Here is a 23,971-nt window from a genome sequence, read left to right as displayed (position 1 = left end):
TATGGATTTATTAGATGTAAAAACAATAAATGAAGCTGTTAACCTTCAAGTAAAAGTTATGGAAGAAATTCCATTAAAGAAAAAGATTTTACTTGAAACAAAAAATTCTTTAGGCTATATACTAGCTAGTGACTTAGTATCTAGAGATGATTTGCCTAGTTTTAGAAAATCAACTATGGATGGATATGCAATAAAATATAAGGATAGCCAAGGAGCTAGCGATACTATACCAACAATCTTAAGAATTGTTGAAGAGATAGAAATGGGATTTGAACCCAAGTGTAGGATAGAAAATGGAGAAGCTTCAAAAATCTATACTGGAGGAATGCTTCCTGAAGGGGCAGATTCAGTAATACCAATAGAATTTACAGAAAAATTTTCTAATGATTTAATTTCTATCAATAAGCCCATAGTCTTTATGGATAATGTTATAGATATAGGAGAAGATTCTAGCAAGGGAGATCTTTATCAGAGAAGTGGCAAAATTATAGATCCAGAAACTATAGCAATGGCTGCAAGCTTAGGTTATGATAAGATTGAGGTATATGATAAGATAAATTGCAAAATAATATCAACTGGAGATGAGATTCTTCCAGTATCATCTGAACTCTATCCAGCAAAGACTAGGGATATAAACTCTTATATGCTTTACTCATTGCTAAATTCTATGGGCATAAATGTAGTTTCTATGAAACATTTAAAAGATGATAAAGAGATTATTAGAAAAGAGCTTTTAGAAGATATTGATTTAATAATAGTATCTGGATCATCGTCAAAGGGAAAAAAAGATTTTATACCATTTATAGCAAAAGATTTAGAACCTGGTCTAATATATCATGGTGTTTCTATAAAACCAGGAAAACCAACAAGCCTTAGCTTAAATAATAAAACGATAATTCTAGGTTTACCTGGAAATCCAATAAGTGCTTATACAGTTTTTAAATGTGTATTTCAAAAGGCCTACAACAGATATTATAATATAGAAGATAGTCTTAAAATTAAATGCAGATTGGTTAGAAATATTCATGCTAAATCTGCCAAAACCTTGATTCAATTAGTAGACATAGAAAGAAGGGAGGATGAGCTTATCGCCATACCTATATTTGGATTTTCAAATAATATTTCCTTACTAAAGAAAGTTAGGGGATATATTTTAATTGATGAATACAGTGAAGGACTTAGGGAAAATGAATATGTGTGGGTAAGCCTTATTAAATGAGAAATATATATTTAGATACTCAGGAATTAGAAAAAGCTTTAAAGATTTTCCAAGAAAATATATTAAAATTTTTTTATAAACTAGAATCTGAAACTATAAGTTCAAAAGATGCATTTGGAAGAGTAAGTCGAAATGCAATTTATGCAAAATATTCATCTCCTGCCTATCATTCATCTGCTATGGATGGAGTAATGGTAAAAAGTGAGATGACCAAATATGCTAGAGAAAATAGACCATTATTTTTAAAAAATGAAGATTTTATATTTTGTAATACAGGTTCTGCCCTAGTAAAAGGTTATGATGCAGTGATAATGATTGAGGATGTAAAAATTGAAAAAGATGGAATTACTATAATGAAAGCAGTAAATCCTTGGGAGAATATAAGAATACAAGGGGAAGATGTTGTGGAAAAAGATCTCTTATTTACATCATTTCATAAGTTTTCATCGGTAGATCTTTCTGTTCTTATAGCAAGTGGAATAACTGAAGTTGAAGTATTAAAAAAAGTTAAACTAGCTATTATTCCATCTGGAAATGAAATAATTGGAGAAGAAGATGAGCTAAAAATTGGTAAAATTATAGAGTCAAACTCTGCCATGCTTATAAGCATGGCAAGGGAAAATGGAATTGATACATTGCTTTATCCAATAGTAAAAGATAATAAAGATGATATAAAAACAGTCTTAGAAAAAGCCTTAAATGAATGTGATTTTATAACACTTATTGCAGGAACTTCTGCAGGAAGTAAAGACTATGCAAGAGAAGTTTTGGAAGAAATGGGTGAAGTTTATGCCCATGGATTATCAATAAAACCAGGAAAGCCTGCAATATTGGGGAAAATAGGAGAAACACCTTTTGTAGGATTACCTGGTTATCCAGTATCAGCTCATATAATCTTTGATAAAATTGTGATTTCTACAATACTTAAAAAAATGAGAGTAAATATAGAAGATAAGCTAATATTAAAGGCTAAGCTTACTAGGCCAATTATATCATCTCTTAAAAATAGGGAATATATAAGGATAAAGATTGGGATAGTCGATGGAAAGCTCATAGCAACACCTCTAGATAGAAAAGCAGGAAGCCTATATTCCCTATCAGAATCTGATGGATATGTAATTATAGATAGAAATATTGAGGGTTATAATAGGGGAGATGTTGTAAATGTAAGTCTTCATAGACCTATTCCAAAAAACGTTTTAGAAAATAGGATAGTGTCAATAGGCTCACATGATATAGTTTTGGATGTGATAAATGATTTACTTGCTATAGAAAATAAAAATACAAGATTATCATCTTCTCATGTTGGATCACTTTCAGGTTTTAAGGCCTTAAGTGAAGGGGATTCATTAATAGCTCCTAGCCATCTTTTAGATAAGAATGGTACTTATAATAATGATGCTATAAAGTTATTTTTTAAAAATGAAAAGGTAGGAAAAATAAATGTGGTTGGTCGAAGGCAAGGTATATATGTAGAAAAGGGAAATCCTTTAGGTATAAAAACTATAGAAGATTTGCTTGATAAGACCATGATAAATAGGCAAAGGGGAGCTGGAACAAGACTTTTATTTGATTATTTATTGGATAAGAAAAATATAGATAAATATAAAATAAAGGGCTATGACAATGAAGTAACAACCCATCTTTCAGCAGCTCTTGCTGTAAAAAATAGGGACTGTGACTTTTCTATTGGAGTTGAGTCGGCTGCCATAAAAATGGACATTGACTTTATTTACTTAAAGGATGAAGAATATCAATTTATAGTAAAGGAAAAAAATTTGAAACTTAATTCAATTAAGGACATTATTGAAATCCTTAAATCAAAAAAATTCAAGGATACTATGGAAAAACTTGGAGGATACAATACTGATAAAAGTGGCTCTATAATAATATAAAGGTCTATAATGGGAGTTAAAATATTTTGTATATCAATTTAAAACTTATATAAGATAAAAATCAAACTTGACACAATATTAATTAGTTAAGTACAAGTGGATGCTAGCTATATTTTATAGTAAGCATTCATTTTTTTATTTCAGCTATTAAAGAATAAATATTATCTTTTTTAAAGTTTTTCATAGAAACTATATTTATTGTTTCCACTATATCTTCTATGTCATTTATGTTTACTGCAAATAAACAAATGCAAATAGAATCAATTATCTTTTTATTATATGAGTAATTGTCTGTTTTTTTCATTTTTTCCAGTGTTTTTATACCATATTTATCTTTTAAAAACTCCCTACCATTAGAAAGGTCAGCATATAATTTATCTCTTCTATCTGATGTTACTTTTTTTACGATATTATCTAAGCTATTAAGACTTAAATCCTTGAAATTGTAGATGTGATTTAGATGATTAAACGAGAATTCTATGCTTTTAGATAAGCCGAAAATATCTATACCATATTGGTTAAGTCTTTCTTTTATTTCTTTTAATTTATTCAAATCGCCTTTTAGATAAGAATCTTTTTTAGAAAATAGGTTACTAGATTCTTCTTTTTTACTCCTTGACTTACATGATATAAGACAGCCTTCACAAGGACTTGAAGATTTTTTATATAAATTTAAGTAGATGGATTTAAGTTTATTTTTTCTTATTGTAATTGATCTTAGATTTTTTTCATATAGAAAATTTGATAGATTTCTAGAGCATCCACGATACTTATCAACAATTAGCCTTGACAATTTATCTCCTCTTTTTGTAGAAGAAGTTATATAAATAGAAGATGTATCATTGCCATATGTATTTTTAAGGTAGGTGAAAGTATCATTATTACTGTTATCATTAGATATTTTATTAAATTTTATATCTGTACCATCTATATATAAGTCATATATTTTATCTGCCTTATTTAGTAGAATCAATGCGTCATAGGAGTTACTTTTTAAAAAATATGAAAAATCTCCTCCTATGCTAGCATATGATTTGATTTTAGAATTTTTTCCTTTACAAATTATATATTTACTAATTGGATTCTTATAGTTAATAAGAGCAGATGTAAAAATAGCCCAAAAATCTTTTACTTGCTTATTTTTATTTATCCAATAAAGACAAAGAGAAATACCTCCCATATAAAAATCACTTACTTGCTTATCTATATATTCAATTTTTTTCTTTTTTTCTTTCAAATCCAAGATTAATAATTTATATAAAGTCATACTTACCTCAAATTCTTTATTTCAAAATTTATTTTTTGTAGTTATAGAAGTTAATTCATTAAAATTGTTTTCATGATTGTACTTGATCTGTGAAAATATTAAAGGAGAATATTCACATTTTAAAAATATATTTATAAAATAACAAAATATCCCGAAATTTCAATATCTATTGACAATCACTAAAAATAATAATATCATATCAATATATAGATATCGTTTACCTAAGGAGGGTGATAAAAATGATGGAAAAGATTCAAAAGTTTGGAGGAGCGATGTTTACCCCAGTAATGTTATTTGCAGTATCTGCAGTACTTATTGGATTTGGAATATTGTTTACAAATGAACAAATATTAGGATCTATCGCAGCTGAGGGTACATTTTGGCGTGGTTTTTGGGATATGATTCTAAATGGTGGTTGGACAGTATTTAACCAATTGCCGCTATTATTTGCGGTTTCGTTACCTATTGGACTTGCTAGCAAACAAAATGCAAGAGCATGTATGGAATCGTTAGTTATATACTTAATTTTCAATTATTATGTAGCTTCAATACTTGGAACTTGGGGGAGTGTTTTTGGTGTAGATTATTCATTAGAAGCTGGAGCTGATACGGGGCTTGCAAGTGTTGCTAATATTAAAACTTTAGATATGGGTATGATGGGAGCCTTACTAATTTCAGGATTAGCAATTTTTCTACATAACAGATATTTTGACACAAGGCTTCCTGAATGGTTAGGTGTTTTTAGAGGTTCTGCTTTTGTAGTAGGACTTGGTTTTATAGTAATGATTCCAGTGGCAGTCCTTGCGTGTTTTATTTGGCCTAAGATTCAAATGATTATTACATCATTCCAAGGATTTGTAACAAATGCAGGTGGACTAGGTGTTTGGATATTTATCTTACTCGAAAGATTACTTATACCATTTGGACTCCACCACTTACTTTATGCACCAATTTATTATGATTCAGTATTGGTATCTGGTGGTATATATGCCGCGTGGGCAAAAGCTTTGCCAGAAATAGCAGCAAGTTCTAAACCACTTATAGAACTTGCACCATTTGCAGCCTTCACTTCAACAGGATGGTCAAAGTTATTTGGCTGTGTTGGTATAGCACTTGCCTTTTATAAGACAGCTAAACCTGAAAATAAAAAGAAAGTAGCAGGACTTTTAATACCGGTTACAATATCAGCTGTTATGTGTGGTGTTACAGAACCTATTGAGTATACATTCTTATTTATAGCTCCACCATTATTTATAGTTCATGCTATCTTAGCTGCATGTCTATCAACAATAATGTACTTCTTTGGAGTTATAGGAATATTCTCGGGAGGTGCCATAGAAATGGCGTCGCTTAACTGGATACCACTTATGGCTAACCATTGGCCAGCTTATGTTAAGATGTTAATAATAGGAATAGTAGCTATTGGAGTTTGGTATTTAGTATTTAAATTCTTAATTGAGAAGTTTGATTTTAAAACTCCAGGTAGGGAAGTTAAATCTGATATAAAACTTTATAATAAAAAAGACTATAGAGAAAAGAATACAAATAAAAAGTCTCAAGCTAACGAATTTCAAGTAATGGCTGATGAAATCCTAATAGGACTTGGTGGGGCAGAAAATATTAAAGATTTTACAAATTGCGTTACAAGACTAAGGGTAAATGTCAATGATCCAGAAAAAATAATGGAAAATGATTATTTTAAGGAAATAGGAACTTACGGAACAAGTAGAAATGGCAAATCAGTCCATGTTATAGTTGGGACAAATATTCAATATGTGGCAGATGAATTTGGAAAAATACTAGAAGAAAATTAAGGAGAGAAAAATGAAAAAATATGCTATAACTATTGCAGGTGGTGGATCTACATTTACACCGGGAATGATTCTAATGCTTATGGACAACCTTGATAGGTTTCCAATAAGAGCTATTAAGCTTTATGATAACGATAAAGAAAGACAGGATAAAATTGGTAATGCCTTTGATATATTCATGAGGGAAAGACATCCGGATATTGAATTTATCCACACCCTAGACCCTGAAGAAGCCTTTACTGATATTGATTTTGTTATGGCTCAAATAAGGGTTGGTAAGTATGAAATGAGATCAAAAGATGAGAAAATTCCTCCAAAATATGGTGTTATAGGGCAAGAAACTTGTGGGCCAGGTGGAATAGCTTACGGTCTTAGATCAATAGGCGGGGTTATAGAAATCCTTGATTATATGGAAAAATACTCACCAGATGCTTGGATGCTTAATTATTCAAATCCTGCAGCTATAGTTGCAGAAGCAACAAGAAGATTAAGACCTGACTCAAAGATTATAAATATATGTGACATGCCAATTGACTTAATGTATAAGATGGCAGATATGGTTGGATTAAGCCACTGGAAAGATCTCGACTTTTCATACTATGGACTTAACCACTTTGGTTGGTTTACAGATATAAGAGATCAAGAAGGAAATGACTTAATGCCACAAATTAAAGAACATGTTTCTAAAAATGGTTTTGCAGATGGAATAGGAACAGCTCAACATCTAGATGAATCATGGGTTGAAACATTTACAAAGGCAAAAGATGTATATGCCCTAGATCCAGAAACAATTCCAAATACTTACCTAAAATACTACCTATATCCAGACTTCGTAATGGAGCATACAGATATCAAGCACACCAGGGTAGATGAAGTTAAAGAAGGTAGAGAAAAAGAAGTATTTGGTCTATGTAATACTATTACCGAAAGAGGAACAGCAGAAGGTATAGACTTTGAAATAGACGCTCACGCATCATATATAGTAGACTTAGCTATAGCATTAGCTGAAAATACAAAAGAAGTATTCTTGCTAATAGTTCCAAATGATGGGGCAATTTCAAATTTTGATCCGACAGCTATGGTAGAAGTTCCATGTATTGTTGATAAAACTGGATATAAGAAAATTTGCCAAGGAAAAATTCCACAATTTCAAAAAGGTATGATGGAAGAGCAAGTATCTGTGGAAAAACTTGCAGTAGAAGCTTGGATTGAAGGATCTTACCAAAAATTATGGCAAGCACTTACACTTTCAAAGACAGTTCCAAGTGCAAAAGTTGCAAAGCTTATTTTAGATGACTTAATCAATGCTAATAAAGATTATTGGCCAGAGTTAAAATAATTAAATTTTTTGAAAATTAGAATAATATAGGAAATAAAAATCCTAGTAGCAGTATAATGTTACTAGGATTTTTTTGGAGGTTCCATGACAATAGAAAAATTGATAAGTAAAAATAAAAAAAAGCTAAGTCAAACTGACCTAACGATTGCAGAGTTTATATTAAATAATAGAGGGGTTTTAGACCAATCTATTAATGATTTGGCAAAACTATGCTTTACATCAAGGACAAGTGTACTAAGATTTTCTAAAAAACTAGGATTTAATGGATATAGTGAACTTAAATTTTATATCAATAAGGATAGAAATGCTGAAAGCATAGATGAAAGTAAAATTAAAGAAGACTTAAGTGAAATTTTTGAAAAACTTATTAATACTAACAATATCTTTATATACGGCAATGGACAATATGAAGAAGTTTTGTGTTCTTCCATTAAACTATATTTAAAAGATTTTGGTCAATTTTCAGAGAGTTATCAGGGAAGGGATGAACTATCAACCTTTAATAAGAAATTATTAGAAAATTCGACAATATTTGTAATAGATTTATCAAAAGATCAGTATGCTCTAGAGCTTTTGTCAATAATATCAAATATAGATTGTCTAAAGATTCTTATAAGCGATGGAATTAAGAATGCATTTCTTTGTGATTATTTTATAAATTTAGAAAAAATTCATGATAAGAGTTTAAATCTAATAACAAAAAATTTAGGGAAGATAGAAGATTTTTTTAAAAAATATAGAGAATTTAGGATAAGTAATGAAAGTTAGTGATTTAGTAAAAGAATCTTATGAAAATTTAGATAGTAAAGATATAGAACTATTTTCTTATATAACTCAAAATAAGGATGATTTTGTAGAAAAGAACTTAAAAGACTTTTCTAAAAATACAAAATTTTCAACAAGCTCTATAGTAAATTTAGCTAAAAAATTAGGACTTGATGGTTACTCAGAACTTAAGTATCTAATAAAGTGGGAAGATGGGAAAATTGTAGATTTTGATGAAAACGAAATAGAGTTTACCTATAATGACATTTTAATAAGTATGAATATGATTAAAAATAGAAATCTCGACTTTTTATTTGAAAATCTAGACAAGGCTGAAAACATATATGTAATTTATTCAGGCTTTATCCAAAGGAATCTTGCCCAAGAGCTTAAAAGAAATTTTCTTAATATAGGAAAAATTATAATTATCATTGATGCAAGAAGAGATATAGCCTTAATTAATGAGAATATAAAAGAAAAAGATATTATATTTGCCTTATCTTTTTCAGGAGATAATAAGCTAGTTATAAACTTTTTAAATAATATTAAGAAAAAAGTCTTTGTTGTATCAATTACAAAGCTTTCTAATAATAAACTTTCAAAGATATCTGATGTAAATTTAAACTTTATATCTCATGAGGTCTATAGGTATGAAAAAAACACATCCATATCTCCAGTAAGTCAATATTATGTTATTATAGATTTTTTAGTTCTTAAATATATCAATTATAAAAGTAAAAAAAATACTTCATAAAGTAAAATATTTGATAAATTAGAAAAATATGACTCTTTCTTTATAAATAATTATATGGACTATATCTTAGTAAATACCTTTATAAATAGCTATGATTAAGATTTTTTTAATAATTTATAGACATTCAAAAATCAATTATTAAGTTTTGTAAAATAAATAAAAAGAAATATTTTATTAAAGTGTTTCAAATATTTGACATTAGAGACATTAGATAGTAAAATTAATAAGGATTGGCATAAGGTCAGTCCTATTAATTATCATTAAAAAATTTAAAAGAAAAGGAGGTGCATTATGCCTACAATTAACCAACTTGTTAGAAAAGGTAGAAAGACAATTAAAGAAAAGTCAGCTACACCAGCTTTAGGTTACAACTTCAATACACTTAAAAGAAGACAAACTAAGGTTCAATCACCACAAAAACGTGGAGTTTGTACTTCAGTAAGAACAGTAACACCTAAAAAGCCTAACTCAGCTTTAAGAAAAGTTGCCAGAGTTAGACTTACAAATGGAGCAGAAGTTCTTTCTTATATACCAGGAATTGGACACAACCTTCAAGAACACTCAGTTGTACTTATAAGAGGAGGAAGAGTAAAAGACCTTCCAGGTGTTAGATACCATATTATAAGAGGTACTCTTGATACAGCAGGAGTAGAAGGAAGAAAACAAGGTAGATCTAAATACGGAGCTAAAAAAGGCGAATAATTAGTATTTAGATGTAGTGCATAATGTACTAAGCTTAAAATAAAGTATATGTGCACACAAACGGCTTTAAGGTCGTTTAAGGCCTTAGGGTCGAGTACTAAAGATATTACTAAATTGGTAAAGGAGGGAAGCAAAGTGTCAAGAAAAGGACATATACCAAAAAGAGAGGTAATGCCAGATGCTAAGTATAACGATAGAGTTGTAACAAAACTTATCAACAACGTTATGCTTGACGGTAAAAAAGGTGTTGCTACAAAAATAGTTTACGATGCTTTCGATATAGTTGGAGAAACTTCTGGAAATGATCCATTAGAAGTATTCTACCAAGCTTTAGAGAATGTTATGCCAACACTTGAAGTTAAAGCAAGAAGAATTGGTGGTGCAAACTATCAAGTTCCTATGGAAGTTAGACCAGAAAGAAGACAAACTTTAGGCTTAAGATGGTTAGTTAATTTCTCAAGAGCTCGTGGTGAAAAAACTATGGTTGAAAGATTATCTAAAGAAATCTTAGACGCATCAAATAATGCTGGTGCAAGTGTTAAACGTAAAGAAGAAATGCACAGAGCTGCAGAAGCTAATAAAGCTTTCGCACACTATAGATATTAGGGGGATCGATGGCAAGAGATGTCTCATTAAAAGAAACCAGAAATATAGGTATCATGGCTCATATCGATGCTGGTAAAACAACAGTAACAGAAAGAATGTTATTTTATACTGGTAAGATATATAAAATAGGTGATACTCACGATGGTACAGCAGTAATGGATTCCATGGAGCAAGAAAAGGAAAGAGGAATCACAATAGGATCTGCTGCTACAACATGTTACTGGAATAATCACAGAATTAACATCATAGATACACCAGGTCACGTTGACTTTACTGTAGAGGTTGAAAGATCTCTAAGGGTACTAGATGGTGCTGTTGCCTTATTTGATGCCAAAAGTGGTGTAGAACCACAATCAGAAACAGTTTGGAGACAAGCTGATAAATATGATATTCCAAGATTTTGTTTTATAAATAAGATGGATGCCACAGGTGCTGACTTTTTCATGTCTGTAGATACTATCAAAGAAAAGTTAAAAGCAAATGCTGTACCTATAGAAATACCTATAGGAGCAGAATCTGAATTTGAAGGTGTAGTTGACCTAGTAACAATGGAATCTGTAACATACAATACAGAAGATTTAGGAGCACACCCAATCAAAGGCGAAATCCCAGATAATTTGAAAGAAAAAGCAGAAGAGTACAGATCTAATCTTTTAGAAGAATTGTCAGAAATTGATGATACAATCATGATGAAATATCTAGAAGGTGAAGAAGTAACTGAAGATGAAATGAAAGCTGCTATAAGAAAGGGAACAATCGAAAAGAAAATATTCCCATGTCTATGTGGATCCGCATACAAAAATAAGGGTGTTCAAGCACTACTTGATGCAATAGTTGATTACATGCCAAGTCCACTTGATATTCCAGATGTCCAAGGTACAGATCCAAAAGATGAAGAAAAAGTTATTGAAAGACACCCTGGAGATGAAGAGCCTCTTTCTGCTTTAGCATTTAAAGTAGTAACTGATCCATATGTAGGTAAGTTAATTTATGTAAGAATCTATTCAGGAGTTATAGAATCAGGTTCATACATCTATAATGCAACAAAGGGTAAAAGAGAAAGAGTTGGAAGAATACTACAAATGCACTCTAACAAACAAGAGGAAATCGAAACAGGTTATTGTGGAGATATTGTAGCTCTTCTAGGACTTAAAAATACAACAACAGGAGATTCTTTATGTGTTCAAGATGATCCAATCATTCTTGAAAATATGGAATTTCCAGACCCAGTTATCTCGGTAGCCATTGAACCAAAAACAAGAGCTTCACAAGATAAGATGGCTTTAGGACTTCAAAAACTTGCTGAAGAAGATCCAACATTTGTTACTAAGACAGATGAAGAAACAGGACAAACAATAATTTCAGGAATGGGAGAATTACACCTTGAAATTATCGTAGATAGACTGCTTCGTGAATTTAAAGTAGAAGCAAATATAGGTAATCCACAAGTAGCATATAGAGAATCTATAACAGCTCCTGCAGAAGCACAAGGTAAATTTGTAAGACAATCTGGTGGTTCTGGTCAATATGGTGACGTTGTTCTTAGAATTATGCCTGGCGAAGAAGGCTCAGGAATTACATTTGAATCCAAAATTGTTGGAGGAGCAATTCCTAAAGAATATATTAAACCAGTTGAAGAAGGTGTTAGGGAAGCAGCTACTCAAGGTATACTTGGTGGATATCCAATGGTTGATATGCATGTAGAAGTATTTGATGGTTCATACCACGAAGTAGACTCATCAGAAGTAGCTTTCCACGTAGCAGGTTCTATGGCTCTTAAAAATGCAGTAGCTAAGGCTAAACCAATATTACTTGAACCAATGGAAAAAGTAGAAATTACAACACCTGATGAATACCTAGGAGATGTAATGGGAGATGTTTCATCAAGAAGAGGTAAGATTGATGGAATGAATCCTAAAGATGGAATCCATGTGCTAAATGCATTCATTCCACTTTCAGAAATGTTTGGATATGCAACAGACTTAAGAAGTAAAACTCAAGGTAGGGCAACATATTCAATGACATTTGACCACTATGCACAAGTACCTGAAAGTGTAAAAGAAGAAGTATTAAATAAATAAAACAAACAGGAGGATGAAATGAGTAAAGAAACATTTGAAAGAAGTAAACCACATATTAATATTGGTACAATAGGACACGTTGACCATGGTAAAACAACAACAACAGCAGCAATCACATTAGTATTAAATAAAAAATACGGAACAGGTGAATCAATTGATTATGATAAAATCGATAAAGCTCCAGAAGAGAGAGAAAGAGGAATCACAATCAACACATCTGTAGTAGAATATGAAACACCAAACAGACACTATGCACACATTGACGCACCAGGCCACGCTGACTACGTTAAAAACATGATAACAGGAGCAGCCCAAATGGACGGAGCAATCATAGTAGTATCAGCAGCAGACGGTCCAATGCCACAAACAAGAGAACACATTCTACTAGCAAGACAAGTTGGAGTACCAAAAATCGCAGTATTCTTAAACAAAGAAGACCAAGTAGATGATCCAGAATTAATCGAACTAGTAGAAATGGAAGTAAGAGATTTACTAAACGAATACGACTTCGACGGAGATGGAGCACCAGTAGTAGTAGGATCAGCATTAAAAGCAATCCAAGAAGGTGGAGAAGGACCATGGTCAGATAAAATCCTAAACTTAATGGAACAAGTAGATGAATACTTTGACATACCAGAAAGAGACAATGACCAACCATTCCTAATGCCAGTAGAAGACGTAATGACAATCTCAGGACGTGGAACAGTAGCAACAGGAAGAGTAGAAAGAGGAACCCTAAAACTAGGCTCAACAGTAGAAATTGTAGGATTAACTGACAAAACAAGAGAAGTAGTAGTAACAGGAATAGAAATGTTCCACAAATCACTAGAAGTAACAGAATCAGGAGATAACTGTGCGTTACTACTAAGAGGAGTTCAAAGAAACGAAATCCAAAGAGGGCAAGTAATAGCAGCACCAGGTTCAGTACACCCACACACAGAATTTGAAGGCCAAGTATACGTACTAACCAAAGAAGAAGGTGGACGTCATACACCATTCTTCTCAGGCTATAGACCACAATTCTTCTTTAGAACAACAGACGTAACAGGAGACATCCAATTAGAAGAAGGAACAGAAATGGTAATGCCAGGAGATAATGCAACATTCAAAATCACATTACAAAAACCAATAGCTCTTGAAGAAGGACTAAGATTCGCAGTAAGAGAAGGTGGAAGAACAGTTGCTTCAGGAGTTGTAACAAAAGTTATAGCTTAATTAAATAAGAATTAATATTTTGATTTATCCCAGGCCTTAGCCTGGGATTTTTTAAAGTACATAAATTTAAATAAGTTAATAATGATAAAATAGTAAATACCTAAATAAATTTATAAAAAAATGATATTTATAATATATGTAAATAAATTTCTAAAGAATATTAAAAGTATATTCTAAAATTTTAGGTATTAAGGAGTAATTATGAATGAAAAATTTAAGACATTAAAAAAGGTATTTAAAAATATATTTTTTATATCTGTGCTAATACTAATAGTTTTAGAATTTAGAAAAATCTCTAAGGAATTAAGTTTTGATGAAGTAAATAATATTTTTAGAAAACAGTCCTTCATATCACTAATTTTTATGGCAATTTACGGTATTTGTGCCAACCTTCCCCAAGTTTTATATGACTTTGTTTTTAATAAGGAGATAAATAGTGATTTAGATAAAAGATATATAGGAGAAACTGCTTTTACAATTAATAATTTTAATGATGTACTAGGTCTTGGAGGGCTCATTTCAATAGGTTTAAGAAAGACCTACTATGGCAAGGGAAGAAATTCATCTGAAATGATTGGAAAAATTATGAAGCTTTTAGTCTTTCTTCCTACTGGATTGGGGTTTTTCTCACTTTTGTCTTTAATTTCTTTACATTTTCATCCTAATGAAAAATTAGAAAATTATTATATTCTTCTTATAGGAGCAAGTTTATACTTACTATTTGTACTGGGTCTTTCAATTTTAAAAAAGATTGAATTTAGTAAGTCAAGTCAAATTAGTCTATTTTTGATCTCGATTTCTGAATGGTTTGGTGTAATGAGTTCCTTTGTAGTTATAGGACTTTTAATGGGGGTTAAATTTAATATATTTAAACTTGCTATACTTGTAGTAATTGCAAATATTATTGGATATATTTCTATGATTCCAGGTTCTATTGGGTCATTTGATTTGGTAATTCTTCTAGCATTATCAAGTCAAGGAATAGATGAGGAGCTGGCTTTCACATGGATTCTACTTTATAGGATATTTTATTACCTACTTCCATTTTTAATAGCATCTGGATTTTTTATTAAAAATTTAAGTAAAGTATTTAATATAAAAGATGAAAAATTTATAAGACGACTTACAAGAAATATCCTTATTATAGTAAATTCGGTTTTGATGTATGTGTTTGGTCTTTTTATGATTCTTGCTGCAACTCTTCCAAGTAAGGCCTATGGGTCAGGAATTATTGCAAGATTAAATCCTATAAAAGCATCTGCAATTTACCAGTTTCCATCAATTCTATTTGGTTTTATTTTTATAATTATGGCAAGGGCCTATATATCAAGGCAAAAAAAATCAAATATTCTAAATCCTATAGTATTATCCTTAGTCCTAATCTATACCTATCTTACAGGCTATAGCATATCTACTATGGTCTATATATTATTAATGCTTATTATTTGGATATTTACAAGAAAAGGTATGTATACAAAACAATTCCTCTATGCAAATGAAGATAGACTTGTTGATTTTATCCTAACCAATACTATGCTTATAATCTATGTTGGAGGCATACTAAAGTCAGGCTCCATAATTGATGCTTACATAGCTAAAAATAGTGACTTTGTGGTAGTACCTTTTGAGTATAATTTTATTTCTATAGTAGTAAGTATCTCATTAATTTATTTTGTTGTGTTTATTATAATAAAATATCTTCAAGGTAAAAAAATTATTATAGGTGAGGACTTTGATAGAGATAGATTTGTAAGTCTTTGTGAAAATAAAGGTGGATCAAAAGAAGCCTTTTTAGCCTTCTTAAATGATAAATATCTATATTGGTACAAGAAAGATGATGAAGACTTAGCATGCCTTCAATTTAGGAGAGTTTCAGACAAATTAATAGTAATGGGAGATCCCATTGGGGATAAAACTTTCTTTTTTAACCTATTAGATTCCTTTATTAATGAAGCAGATGATTATGGCTATAATATCGTCTTTTATGAGGTAAGTAAAGAAATCACTTTAAAGCTTCATGAATATGGATTTAATTTTATGAAATTTGGTGAATGTGCTAGAGTTGATCTAAGTAGCTTTAATTTAGATGGCAAGAAGAACAAGAATTTAAGGAAGTCTATAAATAAGCTAAATAGAGAAGGGTATGTATTTGAAATCTATGAAAAGCCACATAAGGGAAAATTCCTTCAACAACTAAAGAAGATTTCAGATTCATGGCTTGATGGTAAAAAAGAAAAGGGATTTTCTTTAGGCTTTTTTGATAGAACTTACCTTAATGAATCAGATATAGCCGTAGTTTATGATAGAGATAGAAACATTATAGCGTTTGCTAATCTTCCTTATGGAAATATTGAAAATTGGATGACTGTTGATTTAATGCGCTATAAGAAGGATGCAAATCCTGATGGGCTTATGGACTTTTTATTTATAAATATTTTTAACTATTGTAAGCAAAATGATATAGAATACTTTGACTTAGGAATGGCACCCTTATACAATGTTGGTGTTATGAGACATTCTTTTTTACAAGAAAAACTCGTTTATTTGATATTTAAATTTGGTGACTTTTTTTATTCCTTTGAGGGGTTAAAATCATATAAAGATAAGTATGCTACAAAATGGGATGAGAGATATCTTTCATATTCAAGAGGCTCTTCACTTTTCTTTTCAGCTCTTTCTTTAATGTATGCTTCAAATAGAAAGTAAAATTAATTTTACAAATTAAACTCTCATTAAGGGTAGATTTATTAAAAAGCAAATATAAAGGGGGATTTATGAACAAGGTTTTAGAAGTAAAAAACAAAATAAAAGAAATTACCGATAAAAATCAAATTAGTACTATATTTAAGGATAAGAAGACATCTGTAGACTTACTTATTGATTATAAGTCAGGAGAATATAGTGGACTTAGGATTTCAAAAGAGCTTGAAGGTGAGAGTATAGAAATAGACACTAAGTATTCATGGATAATAAATAATGACAAGCCGAGTGATTGGGTTGAGCTTGATCAAAATTCCAAAAACGCAATTGATGCTTATGCTATAAGCCATTTTGATTATGATGATATAGATGAGGATGATTTTAAAAACTTAAATAAATATTTAGAGAAGGATCTAAGTAATGAATATAAAGAAAATAGTAAAAAAATCTTAAAGAAAATAAAATCTGAATTAGAGATAATAAGAGATGGAAACTATCCTAATGATCTAATAAAGCTATTTACAAATAAGTTTGAAAAAATCAAGAAAAATAATGGATATAATCTAAAATACATAGATGATTCCATTTATATAAAGATAAATACAAAAAAAGAAAATATAAAAGTTAAAAATAATTATTCCTATGAAAAGAAAATTGATATCAATAATTTAGTTAAGGGATTTGATATTTCAAAGATAGAAGAATATCTAGAACAAAAAAGAAAGAAAAAAGAGTATAATGATAAAATGATGGATTTTGATGACTCTTTTGATATGTCAAGCATCCATGTTTCTAGATCTACTATGTCAAGTGATAAGAGGGATATTGACTTAGATAGAAAAGAAAGAACTAAGAATAAAAAATAGGGGGATATATGGAAAATCCAATAGTAAAATTTGAAATGGAAGATGGTAAAAGCTTTAGTGCAGAACTTTTTCCAGAAGTTGCAGAAAATACAGTTAATAATTTTATTTCTTTAGTAAAATCTGGTTTCTATGATGGTCTTATTTTTCACAGAGTGATAAAGGATTTTATGATTCAAGGTGGAGATCCTGAGGGAAGTGGTATGGGAGGACCTGGTTATTCAATTAAGGGGGAATTCTCCCACAATGGATATGAGAATAATCTAAAACATGATAAAGGAGTTTTATCGATGGCAAGATCTTTCATGCCAGATTCTGCTGGAAGCCAATTTTTTATAATGCATAAAAAATCTCCTCACTTAGATGGTGAATATGCTACCTTTGGAAAAGTTATTCAAGGTATTGAAGTAATAGATCAAATAGCAGAAGTTAAGACAGATATGAATGATAAACCTCTTGAAGATGTAAAAATAAAAAAAATCACAGTTGATACCAAGGATTATGATTATAAAGAAGTAGAAAAAATATAAGGCAAGAGACTTTTACAAAAAAATTGTAAAAGTCTCTTTTTTTTATAGAAATTTAAAATAATAAGGTATAATAAATTCGTTGACAATTTAAAATTATTGGAGGAATTATGACATTTAATGATTTATTGGCTGCTATAGGTGTTGTGATAAATGGTATACCACAAGCACTCTTGGGCCTATCTGTTGGTTTTGCTGCATTTCCTACATCTCTTGGATTTGCAATTGGAGTAATTGCTTGTCTTTTATTACAATCTCCTATACCTATATCCATGCAGGCTGAGACTATTGCCTTGGCAGGCTCTTATGGAAAGGATATAAGAGAAAGGCTTTCTGTTGTATTTTGGGCAGGAATTATAATGTCCATTTTAGGTATCACAGGAAGTTTAAATTTTATTGTAAATCTTGCAGGTGAATATGTACTTAACGGTATGATGGCAGGGGTTGGACTTATACTTGCAAAAATTGCTGTAGATGGGCTTAAGCTTGAAACTAAGATGGTAAGTTTAATATCAATATTAACAGCCTTATTTACTTATTTTATTTCAAATAGGGATTTGGTTTATACAATTATAGTATCAGTAACAATTTCATCTATTTATGCAAATGTAAAGAAAATGGAAATAGGTAAAAATTTAAAAAAAGAAGAGAGAAAATTATCCATAAAAAAACCTATAATGAACAAAGATATTTTAAGGGGTGCCTTATCATTGGCATGTCTTACAATAGGAGCTAATATTGCCTTTGGAAATATAACTGCATCTCTAGGAAGCTTTCAAGCAAATATTGATCATTTAACAATTTATTCAGGTCTTGCAGATTCTGTATCATCACTTTTTGGTGGTGCACCAGTAGAGGCAATAATTTCTGCAACAGGCGCAAGTGATAATCCTGTAAATAGTGGTGTTTTGATGATGGTGATTTTAGGTGTAATTATGTTTATGGGACTTTTACCAAAACTTGGAAAGTATGTTCCAGGTGAGTCTATTCATGGTTTTTTGTTTGTTTTAGGAGCATTAGTGACCGTACCAACAAATGCAAATCTTGCTTTTGCAGCAGGTGGTGATACAATACTTGTAGCAGGTATTGCAATGGCAACCACAGCTGCGAGTGATCCTTTTATGGGACTGTTGGCAGGAACTATTCTTAAATTTATAATTTTATAGGAGATAAGATGGAATATTATAACTTAGAAGTGTGTGGACTTAAAAGAAGACTACCTATAATTCAAATATCTGATAATCTTAAGATAGCATCTTTCGTGCTTCTTGGAGATTGTGAGCTTGCTACTAAGGCGGCTTATGAATTGAGTAAGAATCTTTCGTGTGATATTATTGTTACAGCCGAGGCTAAGGGTATAACTCTTGCTCATGAAATAGCAAAAAATCTTGGAATGAAAGATTTTATTGTAGCTAGAAAATCTAAAAAAGCTTACATGAATGAAACTATAGACGTTGATGTAGATTCTATAACTACTAAGAATATTCAGAAATTATACCTAGATAAAGAAGATTTAGATAAAATCAAAGGAAAAAGGGTGGCTTTAGTTGATGATGTAATATCAACAGGTAAGTCACTTGAGGCTTTGTCTAATTTAGTTACAAAGGCAGGAGGTAAGATAGTCAAAAAGCTTTCAATACTTGCTGAAGGTGATGCTAGCAAAAGAGATGATATTGTATATTTAGAAAAATTACCTCTATTTTATGTATAGTAAGAGACTTCCAAGATTTTCTTGGAAGTTTTTAATTTCAAAATTACATCTAACTAGATATAATATATATTATAGGAGATATTATGAATTATGAATTAAGAGCCTTTATTGGAATTTCCAGATTAAAAAACTCAATAGATAAAAGATCTAGTAAGCTTATGAGAGAATATGACTTAAGTCTTCCTCAGTTTGCGGTTATGGAAGCTCTTTATAGCAAAGGTGATATGTGTATTGGAGAAGTTAAAAAGAAGATTTTATCTACATCTGGCACTATGCCAATTATTGTTAGAAATTTAAAGAAAAAAGACTATATCTTTTCATACAAGGATAAGAAAGATAAGAGAAGAGAGATTCTTTCGTTGACAAAAAAAGGATATGAATTAATTAATGAAATTTTTCCAAGAAACCAAAAGATTATAGAAGATTCTTTCAATAATTTAAACTCTAATGAAATGAAAGACTTTGTAAAATTGTTAAAAAAGATAGATAATTTAAAAAACTTGCTATAAATAAAACAGCAAGTTTTTTAAATCATAATATTATATAAATATTTAGGATTAAAAAATAAAGTAAATATTAAAATAATATTAATATTAGAATAATTTTAATATTTTAACTTGTTTTATTTTAAATCATATGTTAAAATCTTATTTGTAATGATAATTACTTTCAATATTGATCGCGCGTGATAATATTAAAAATAATAATAGGATGGTAGAATATGAAAATAAAAAATATTATAGCAATATCAATACTTGCCTTTGTATTAACTGCTTGTGGACAAGGTCAGGGTGCAGATGTAGCAAGTAATAAAAATACTGATTTAGTAAGCAATGAAAAATCAAGTGATAATGTAAAAGAATCTAATGTAATTTCAAATGATAATTCAAATAAAGATAAAGAAAATGATACTGTAAAAATTAAGGATATTCATGGAGAAGTAGAAGTTAAGAAAAATCCAAAATCAGTAGTTTCTTTAGATAATAGAACTTTTGAGACACTTGAATCTTGGTCGGTTGAACTAAAGGCTGTACCAAAGGATGTTATGAAATCTGATAGTTCCTATGTTAAGGATGATAAGGTAGAAAACATTGGAAACCATAGAGAACCTAACCTTGAGGTACTAGCTGCTGTAAAACCTGATTTAGTAATAGTCGGTCAAAGATTTGCTCAATACTATGATCAAATAAAGGAATTACTTCCAGAAGCAACAATTATAGACTATTCTTATGATGTATCAGCAAAAGAAGGAAATTCTGGAGAAAATTTAATAAATGGCTTAAAAGAATCCACAGAAGGTTTGGGAAAAATATTTGGAAAAGAAGATGAAGCCAATGAATTAATTAAGAAATTAGATAAGTCTATTAAAGATGTTAAAGATAATTATAAGGATCAATCTGTAATGAGTCTTGTTGTAAGTGGAGGGGAGATAGGATTTGCTGCTCCTCATTCAGGAAGAGTATGGGGACCACTTTATGATATCTTTAACTTTAAACCTGCTTTAGAAGTGAAAGATTCATCATCAGATCATAAGGGAGATGATGTTTCAGTTGAGGCTATAGCAGAATCTAATCCAGATTATCTTTTAGTTTTAGATAGGGATGCGTCAATGGCAGATAAAGAAAATAAACCTGCTAAGGATGTTATAGAAGAATCTGAGGCACTAGCCAACACTAATGCTGTTAAAAATAAAAAGATTGTATATGCACCAAATGACACATATTTAAATGAGTCAATTCAAACCTTTACTAAAATTTTTGAATCACTTGCAGAAAGTTTTAAGTAATTTATGAAAATTAGAGTTAAGAAGAATAAAATTTTGACTCAGCCTTTTATACTAACTATAATACTGACAATTGCCTTAGGCATATTGTCAGTATTTACTGGAGCATATGATATAAGTGGAAATGAAGATGGACTTAGGATGATATTTATTACTAGAATACCTAGAACTATATCCCTTATGCTTACTGGTCTTGCTATGAGTATGTCAGGAATAGTAATGCAGCTTTTGACTCAAAATAAGTTTGTAGAACCTACAACTACTGGAACTATTGAGTGGGCAGGTCTTGGTATAATAGTATCTTTTCTAATCTTTAAGGCACCTTCTTTAACAATGAGAATGAGCTTTGCTATTATCTTTTCTTTTTTTGGTTCCATGGTATTTTTCTTATTTTTAAGAAAAATCAAACTAAAATCATCTCTCATTGTACCTATAATTGGGATAATGCTTGGTGCGGTAGTATCAAGTATTTCCACTTTTTTATCCCTAGTATTTAAGATGAGTCAGTCACTTGAAATTTGGTTTCAAGGCTCTTTCTCGTCAGTAGAAAGAGGAAGATATGAATACTTATATTTAATAATTTTAGTTTCAATACTTATCTTTATTCTAGCTGACAGACTTACTATAATAGGACTGGGAGAAGATATTTCAAAAAACTTAGGTCTTAACTATGAGCTGCTTTTACTTATTGGAACAAGCTTGGTTTCTTTATGTGTGGGTATAGTTTCATCAGTTATTGGAAATCTTCCATTTTTAGGGCTAGTAGTGCCAAATCTTGTATCAACCTTTAGGGGTGATGATTTAAAAACTAACCTTTGGTGGGTTGCTTTAATTGGAATGATAACAATATGTCTAGCAGATATCATTTCTAGGACTATTATTATGCCTTTTGAAGTTCCGGTTTCTTTGATTTTGGGAACATTTGGCTCATTTGTATTTATTGTTTTAATCTTATATAAAAGGAGGAAAAATGTATAATATTATAAGAAGTTCTTTTAAAAGTAAAAAAGATTTTAAAAATTATATGCTTATATTAACTTTTATGGTAATAATTTCTATATTGTTAAGCTTTTTATTGTTAAATTATAATAACCCAGTACCTATGGATTCTTCTTCGTATAAGATTATTGTTAAAAATAGGATGAATACAATAATTGCTATTACTATAGCTTCTGTTTGTCAAGCTCTTTCAACTATTAGTTTTCAGTCTATAACTAATAATAGGGTTATAACTCCATCACTCTTAGGATTTGAAGCTGTATATTCAACTATACATACAGCTATGATGTTCTTTTTTGGAGTAAGTGCATTTTTAGCTTTTAGAGATGTATCATCTTTTGTACTACAAATAGCTATAATGGTGGTTCTTTGCCTTCTTCTTTATGGATTTATGTTAAATGGTAAGTATGCAAATATTCACTATATGCTTTTGATTGGGGTTGTAATAGGAACAGGACTTAGATCACTTTCTGCTTTCATGAGAAGAATATTATCTCCATCAGAATTCGATATCTTGCAAGCTAAGCTTTTTGCATCAGTTTCAAAGTCAGACCCATCATATTTTAAGATAGCTATACCTATAGTGCTTATATCAAGTCTTATCTTATTTTTATATGCAAATAAGTTAAATGTTTTAAGCCTAGGAAAAGATATAGCTGTTAATCTTGGATTAAATTATAAAAGACTTGCTAACTTAATATTGATTTTAGTATCCATACTAATGTCAGTATCAACTGCCCTTGTAGGGCCAATGACATTTTTTGGATTCCTATCAGCAAGTATTACCTATGAAATATGTAAAAGTTTTGACCATAAGTATTTATTTATTATGGCAATACTTCTTGCTTTTTCAATCCTTAGTTTATCATATTTCTTAATGTTTCATGTATTTTCAGCTCAAGGAGTAGTAACTATAATAATAGAGTTATTTGGAGGACTTTTATTTTTATCTGTTATACTTAGAAAGGAATCCTTATGATAAAGATTAGTAGTTTAGAAAAACAATATTCAAGTAAGGTCAAAATTGGTCCTATAGATTTAGAAATTCCAAAAGGCTCTTTTACATCTATAGTAGGACCTAATGGAGCAGGTAAGTCTACTCTTTTACTTATGCTAGGAAGGCTCTTAGAGATGGATAAGGGAGATATTTTTATAGATGATTTTGATATTAAAAGAACACCATCAAATATTCTATCTAAAAATCTTGCAATTTTGAGACAAGAAAATCATTTTGTAACAAAACTTACTGTAAAGCAATTGGTATCTTTTGGAAGATTTCCCTATAGCAAGGGTAGGCTTAACGAAGAAGATGCAAAAATAGTAGATAAATATATATTATATCTTGGTTTATCTGAACTAAAGGACAGGTACCTAGATCAGCTTTCGGGAGGTCAAAGGCAAAGGGTGTATGTAGCAATGGTTTTAAGTCAAGAAACAAATTATATACTCTTAGATGAACCTTTAAATAATCTTGATATAAGACGTAGTGTTGAGATGTTAGAACATCTAAAAAATATAAGCAAAGATTTTAAAAAGACAATTGTTATGGTGATTCATGATATAAATTTTGCGGCTAAATATTCTGATTATATATGTTGTATGAAAGAAGGAAAGATTAAAGAATTTGGAAGACCAGAAGAGATAATGTGTAATAATAAATTATCTAAAATTTTTGATACGGATATTTCTATAATAAAAGGACCTTACGGACCTGTTGCATGCTATTAAAAAGAG

General features: G+C 30.2%; 21 protein-coding genes. 20 read left to right on the top strand and 1 reads right to left on the bottom strand.

What is annotated here, in order from left to right; genetic code table 11:
* Position 1: 1 nt before the first annotated feature.
* Entirely contained in the window at positions 2-1,219 is a 1,218-nt protein-coding gene (locus FYJ26_RS07770) for a molybdopterin molybdotransferase MoeA (protein ID WP_154541255.1), read from the top strand.
* Positions 1,216-3,114, top strand: coding sequence for a molybdopterin biosynthesis protein (locus FYJ26_RS07765; protein ID WP_154541254.1), 1,899 nt, complete (start codon positions 1,216-1,218; stop codon positions 3,112-3,114). The genes FYJ26_RS07770 and FYJ26_RS07765 overlap by 4 nt, the downstream gene beginning before the upstream one ends.
* Positions 3,115-3,241: 127 nt before the next feature.
* Here FYJ26_RS07765 and FYJ26_RS07760 read toward each other — a convergent pair whose 3' ends face one another.
* Entirely contained in the window at positions 3,242-4,381 is a 1,140-nt protein-coding gene (locus FYJ26_RS07760; RefSeq protein ID WP_154541253.1) for an aldehyde ferredoxin oxidoreductase N-terminal domain-containing protein, read from the bottom strand.
* A 239-nt stretch (positions 4,382-4,620) separates the two neighbouring features.
* Between FYJ26_RS07760 and FYJ26_RS07755 the strand changes: the two genes are divergently transcribed.
* From FYJ26_RS07755 to FYJ26_RS07670, 18 genes are all read left to right on the top strand, one after another.
* Complete coding sequence (locus tag FYJ26_RS07755; RefSeq protein WP_154541252.1) at positions 4,621-6,195, top strand: alpha-glucoside-specific PTS transporter subunit IIBC; 1,575 nt, start codon at positions 4,621-4,623, stop codon at positions 6,193-6,195.
* 10 nt (positions 6,196-6,205) lie between these two features.
* Positions 6,206-7,531: a 6-phospho-alpha-glucosidase gene (locus FYJ26_RS07750; protein WP_154541251.1), complete on the top strand. Its 1,326-nt coding sequence runs from the start codon at positions 6,206-6,208 to the stop codon at positions 7,529-7,531.
* 84 nt (positions 7,532-7,615) lie between these two features.
* The gene (locus FYJ26_RS07745) at positions 7,616-8,299 is read left to right on the top strand and encodes a MurR/RpiR family transcriptional regulator (RefSeq protein ID WP_154541249.1); all 684 of its coding nucleotides are present in this window, start codon (positions 7,616-7,618) and stop codon (positions 8,297-8,299) included.
* On the top strand, positions 8,289-9,050 hold the full coding sequence (locus FYJ26_RS07740; RefSeq protein ID WP_154541247.1) for a MurR/RpiR family transcriptional regulator: 762 nt from the start codon (positions 8,289-8,291) through the stop codon (positions 9,048-9,050). Before FYJ26_RS07745 ends, FYJ26_RS07740 begins: the two co-directional genes overlap by 11 nt.
* A 291-nt stretch (positions 9,051-9,341) precedes the next feature.
* Entirely contained in the window at positions 9,342-9,752 is a 411-nt protein-coding gene (rpsL, locus tag FYJ26_RS07735; protein WP_154541245.1) for a 30S ribosomal protein S12, read from the top strand.
* A 135-nt stretch (positions 9,753-9,887) separates the two neighbouring features.
* A complete protein-coding gene (gene rpsG, locus FYJ26_RS07730) occupies positions 9,888-10,358 on the top strand; it encodes a 30S ribosomal protein S7 (protein WP_176269672.1) in 471 nt (156 codons plus the stop codon).
* A gap of 8 nt (positions 10,359-10,366) precedes the next feature.
* Positions 10,367-12,439, top strand: a complete 2,073-nt coding sequence (gene fusA / locus FYJ26_RS07725) for an elongation factor G (RefSeq protein ID WP_154541241.1) — start codon at positions 10,367-10,369, stop codon at positions 12,437-12,439.
* Between the two features lie 18 nt (positions 12,440-12,457).
* Complete coding sequence (gene tuf / locus FYJ26_RS07720) at positions 12,458-13,654, top strand: elongation factor Tu (RefSeq protein ID WP_154541239.1); 1,197 nt, start codon at positions 12,458-12,460, stop codon at positions 13,652-13,654.
* Positions 13,655-13,855: 201 nt separating this feature from the next.
* Positions 13,856-16,360: a bifunctional lysylphosphatidylglycerol flippase/synthetase MprF gene (mprF, locus tag FYJ26_RS07715; RefSeq protein ID WP_154541237.1), complete on the top strand. Its 2,505-nt coding sequence runs from the start codon at positions 13,856-13,858 to the stop codon at positions 16,358-16,360.
* 68 nt (positions 16,361-16,428) lie between these two features.
* Positions 16,429-17,220, top strand: a complete 792-nt coding sequence (locus tag FYJ26_RS07710; RefSeq protein ID WP_154541235.1) for a hypothetical protein — start codon at positions 16,429-16,431, stop codon at positions 17,218-17,220.
* Between the two features lie 8 nt (positions 17,221-17,228).
* Complete coding sequence (locus tag FYJ26_RS07705; RefSeq protein WP_154541233.1) at positions 17,229-17,747, top strand: peptidylprolyl isomerase; 519 nt, start codon at positions 17,229-17,231, stop codon at positions 17,745-17,747.
* Between the two features lie 107 nt (positions 17,748-17,854).
* A complete protein-coding gene (locus FYJ26_RS07700) occupies positions 17,855-18,910 on the top strand; it encodes an NCS2 family permease (protein WP_154541231.1) in 1,056 nt (351 codons plus the stop codon).
* Positions 18,911-18,918: 8 nt separating this feature from the next.
* Entirely contained in the window at positions 18,919-19,455 is a 537-nt protein-coding gene (locus FYJ26_RS07695; RefSeq protein WP_154541230.1) for a phosphoribosyltransferase family protein, read from the top strand.
* A gap of 83 nt (positions 19,456-19,538) precedes the next feature.
* On the top strand, positions 19,539-19,964 hold the full coding sequence (locus tag FYJ26_RS07690) for a MarR family winged helix-turn-helix transcriptional regulator (protein ID WP_154541229.1): 426 nt from the start codon (positions 19,539-19,541) through the stop codon (positions 19,962-19,964).
* 212 nt (positions 19,965-20,176) lie between these two features.
* Positions 20,177-21,241 (top strand): siderophore ABC transporter substrate-binding protein, encoded by a 1,065-nt coding sequence (locus tag FYJ26_RS07685; protein WP_154541227.1) that lies wholly within the window; start codon positions 20,177-20,179, stop codon positions 21,239-21,241.
* A 3-nt stretch (positions 21,242-21,244) separates the two neighbouring features.
* Positions 21,245-22,216 carry an ABC transporter permease gene (locus FYJ26_RS07680; RefSeq protein WP_154541225.1) on the top strand — a complete coding sequence of 324 codons (972 nt, stop codon included), beginning with the start codon at positions 21,245-21,247 and terminating at the stop codon, positions 22,214-22,216.
* Positions 22,209-23,216, top strand: coding sequence for an iron chelate uptake ABC transporter family permease subunit (locus FYJ26_RS07675; protein ID WP_154541223.1), 1,008 nt, complete (start codon positions 22,209-22,211; stop codon positions 23,214-23,216). Before FYJ26_RS07680 ends, FYJ26_RS07675 begins: the two co-directional genes overlap by 8 nt.
* Positions 23,213-23,965: an iron ABC transporter ATP-binding protein gene (locus FYJ26_RS07670; RefSeq protein WP_154541221.1), complete on the top strand. Its 753-nt coding sequence runs from the start codon at positions 23,213-23,215 to the stop codon at positions 23,963-23,965. The genes FYJ26_RS07675 and FYJ26_RS07670 overlap by 4 nt, the downstream gene beginning before the upstream one ends.
* The last annotated feature ends 6 nt before the right edge of the window (positions 23,966-23,971 follow it).

Origin of the sequence: Anaerococcus porci (assembly GCF_009696575.1) — a bacterium.
Taxonomy (GTDB): Bacteria; Bacillota; Clostridia; order Tissierellales; family Peptoniphilaceae; genus Anaerococcus; species Anaerococcus porci.
The sequence above is the reverse complement of the archived record's forward strand: the minus strand, read 5'-3'. Positions and strand labels throughout refer to the sequence as shown.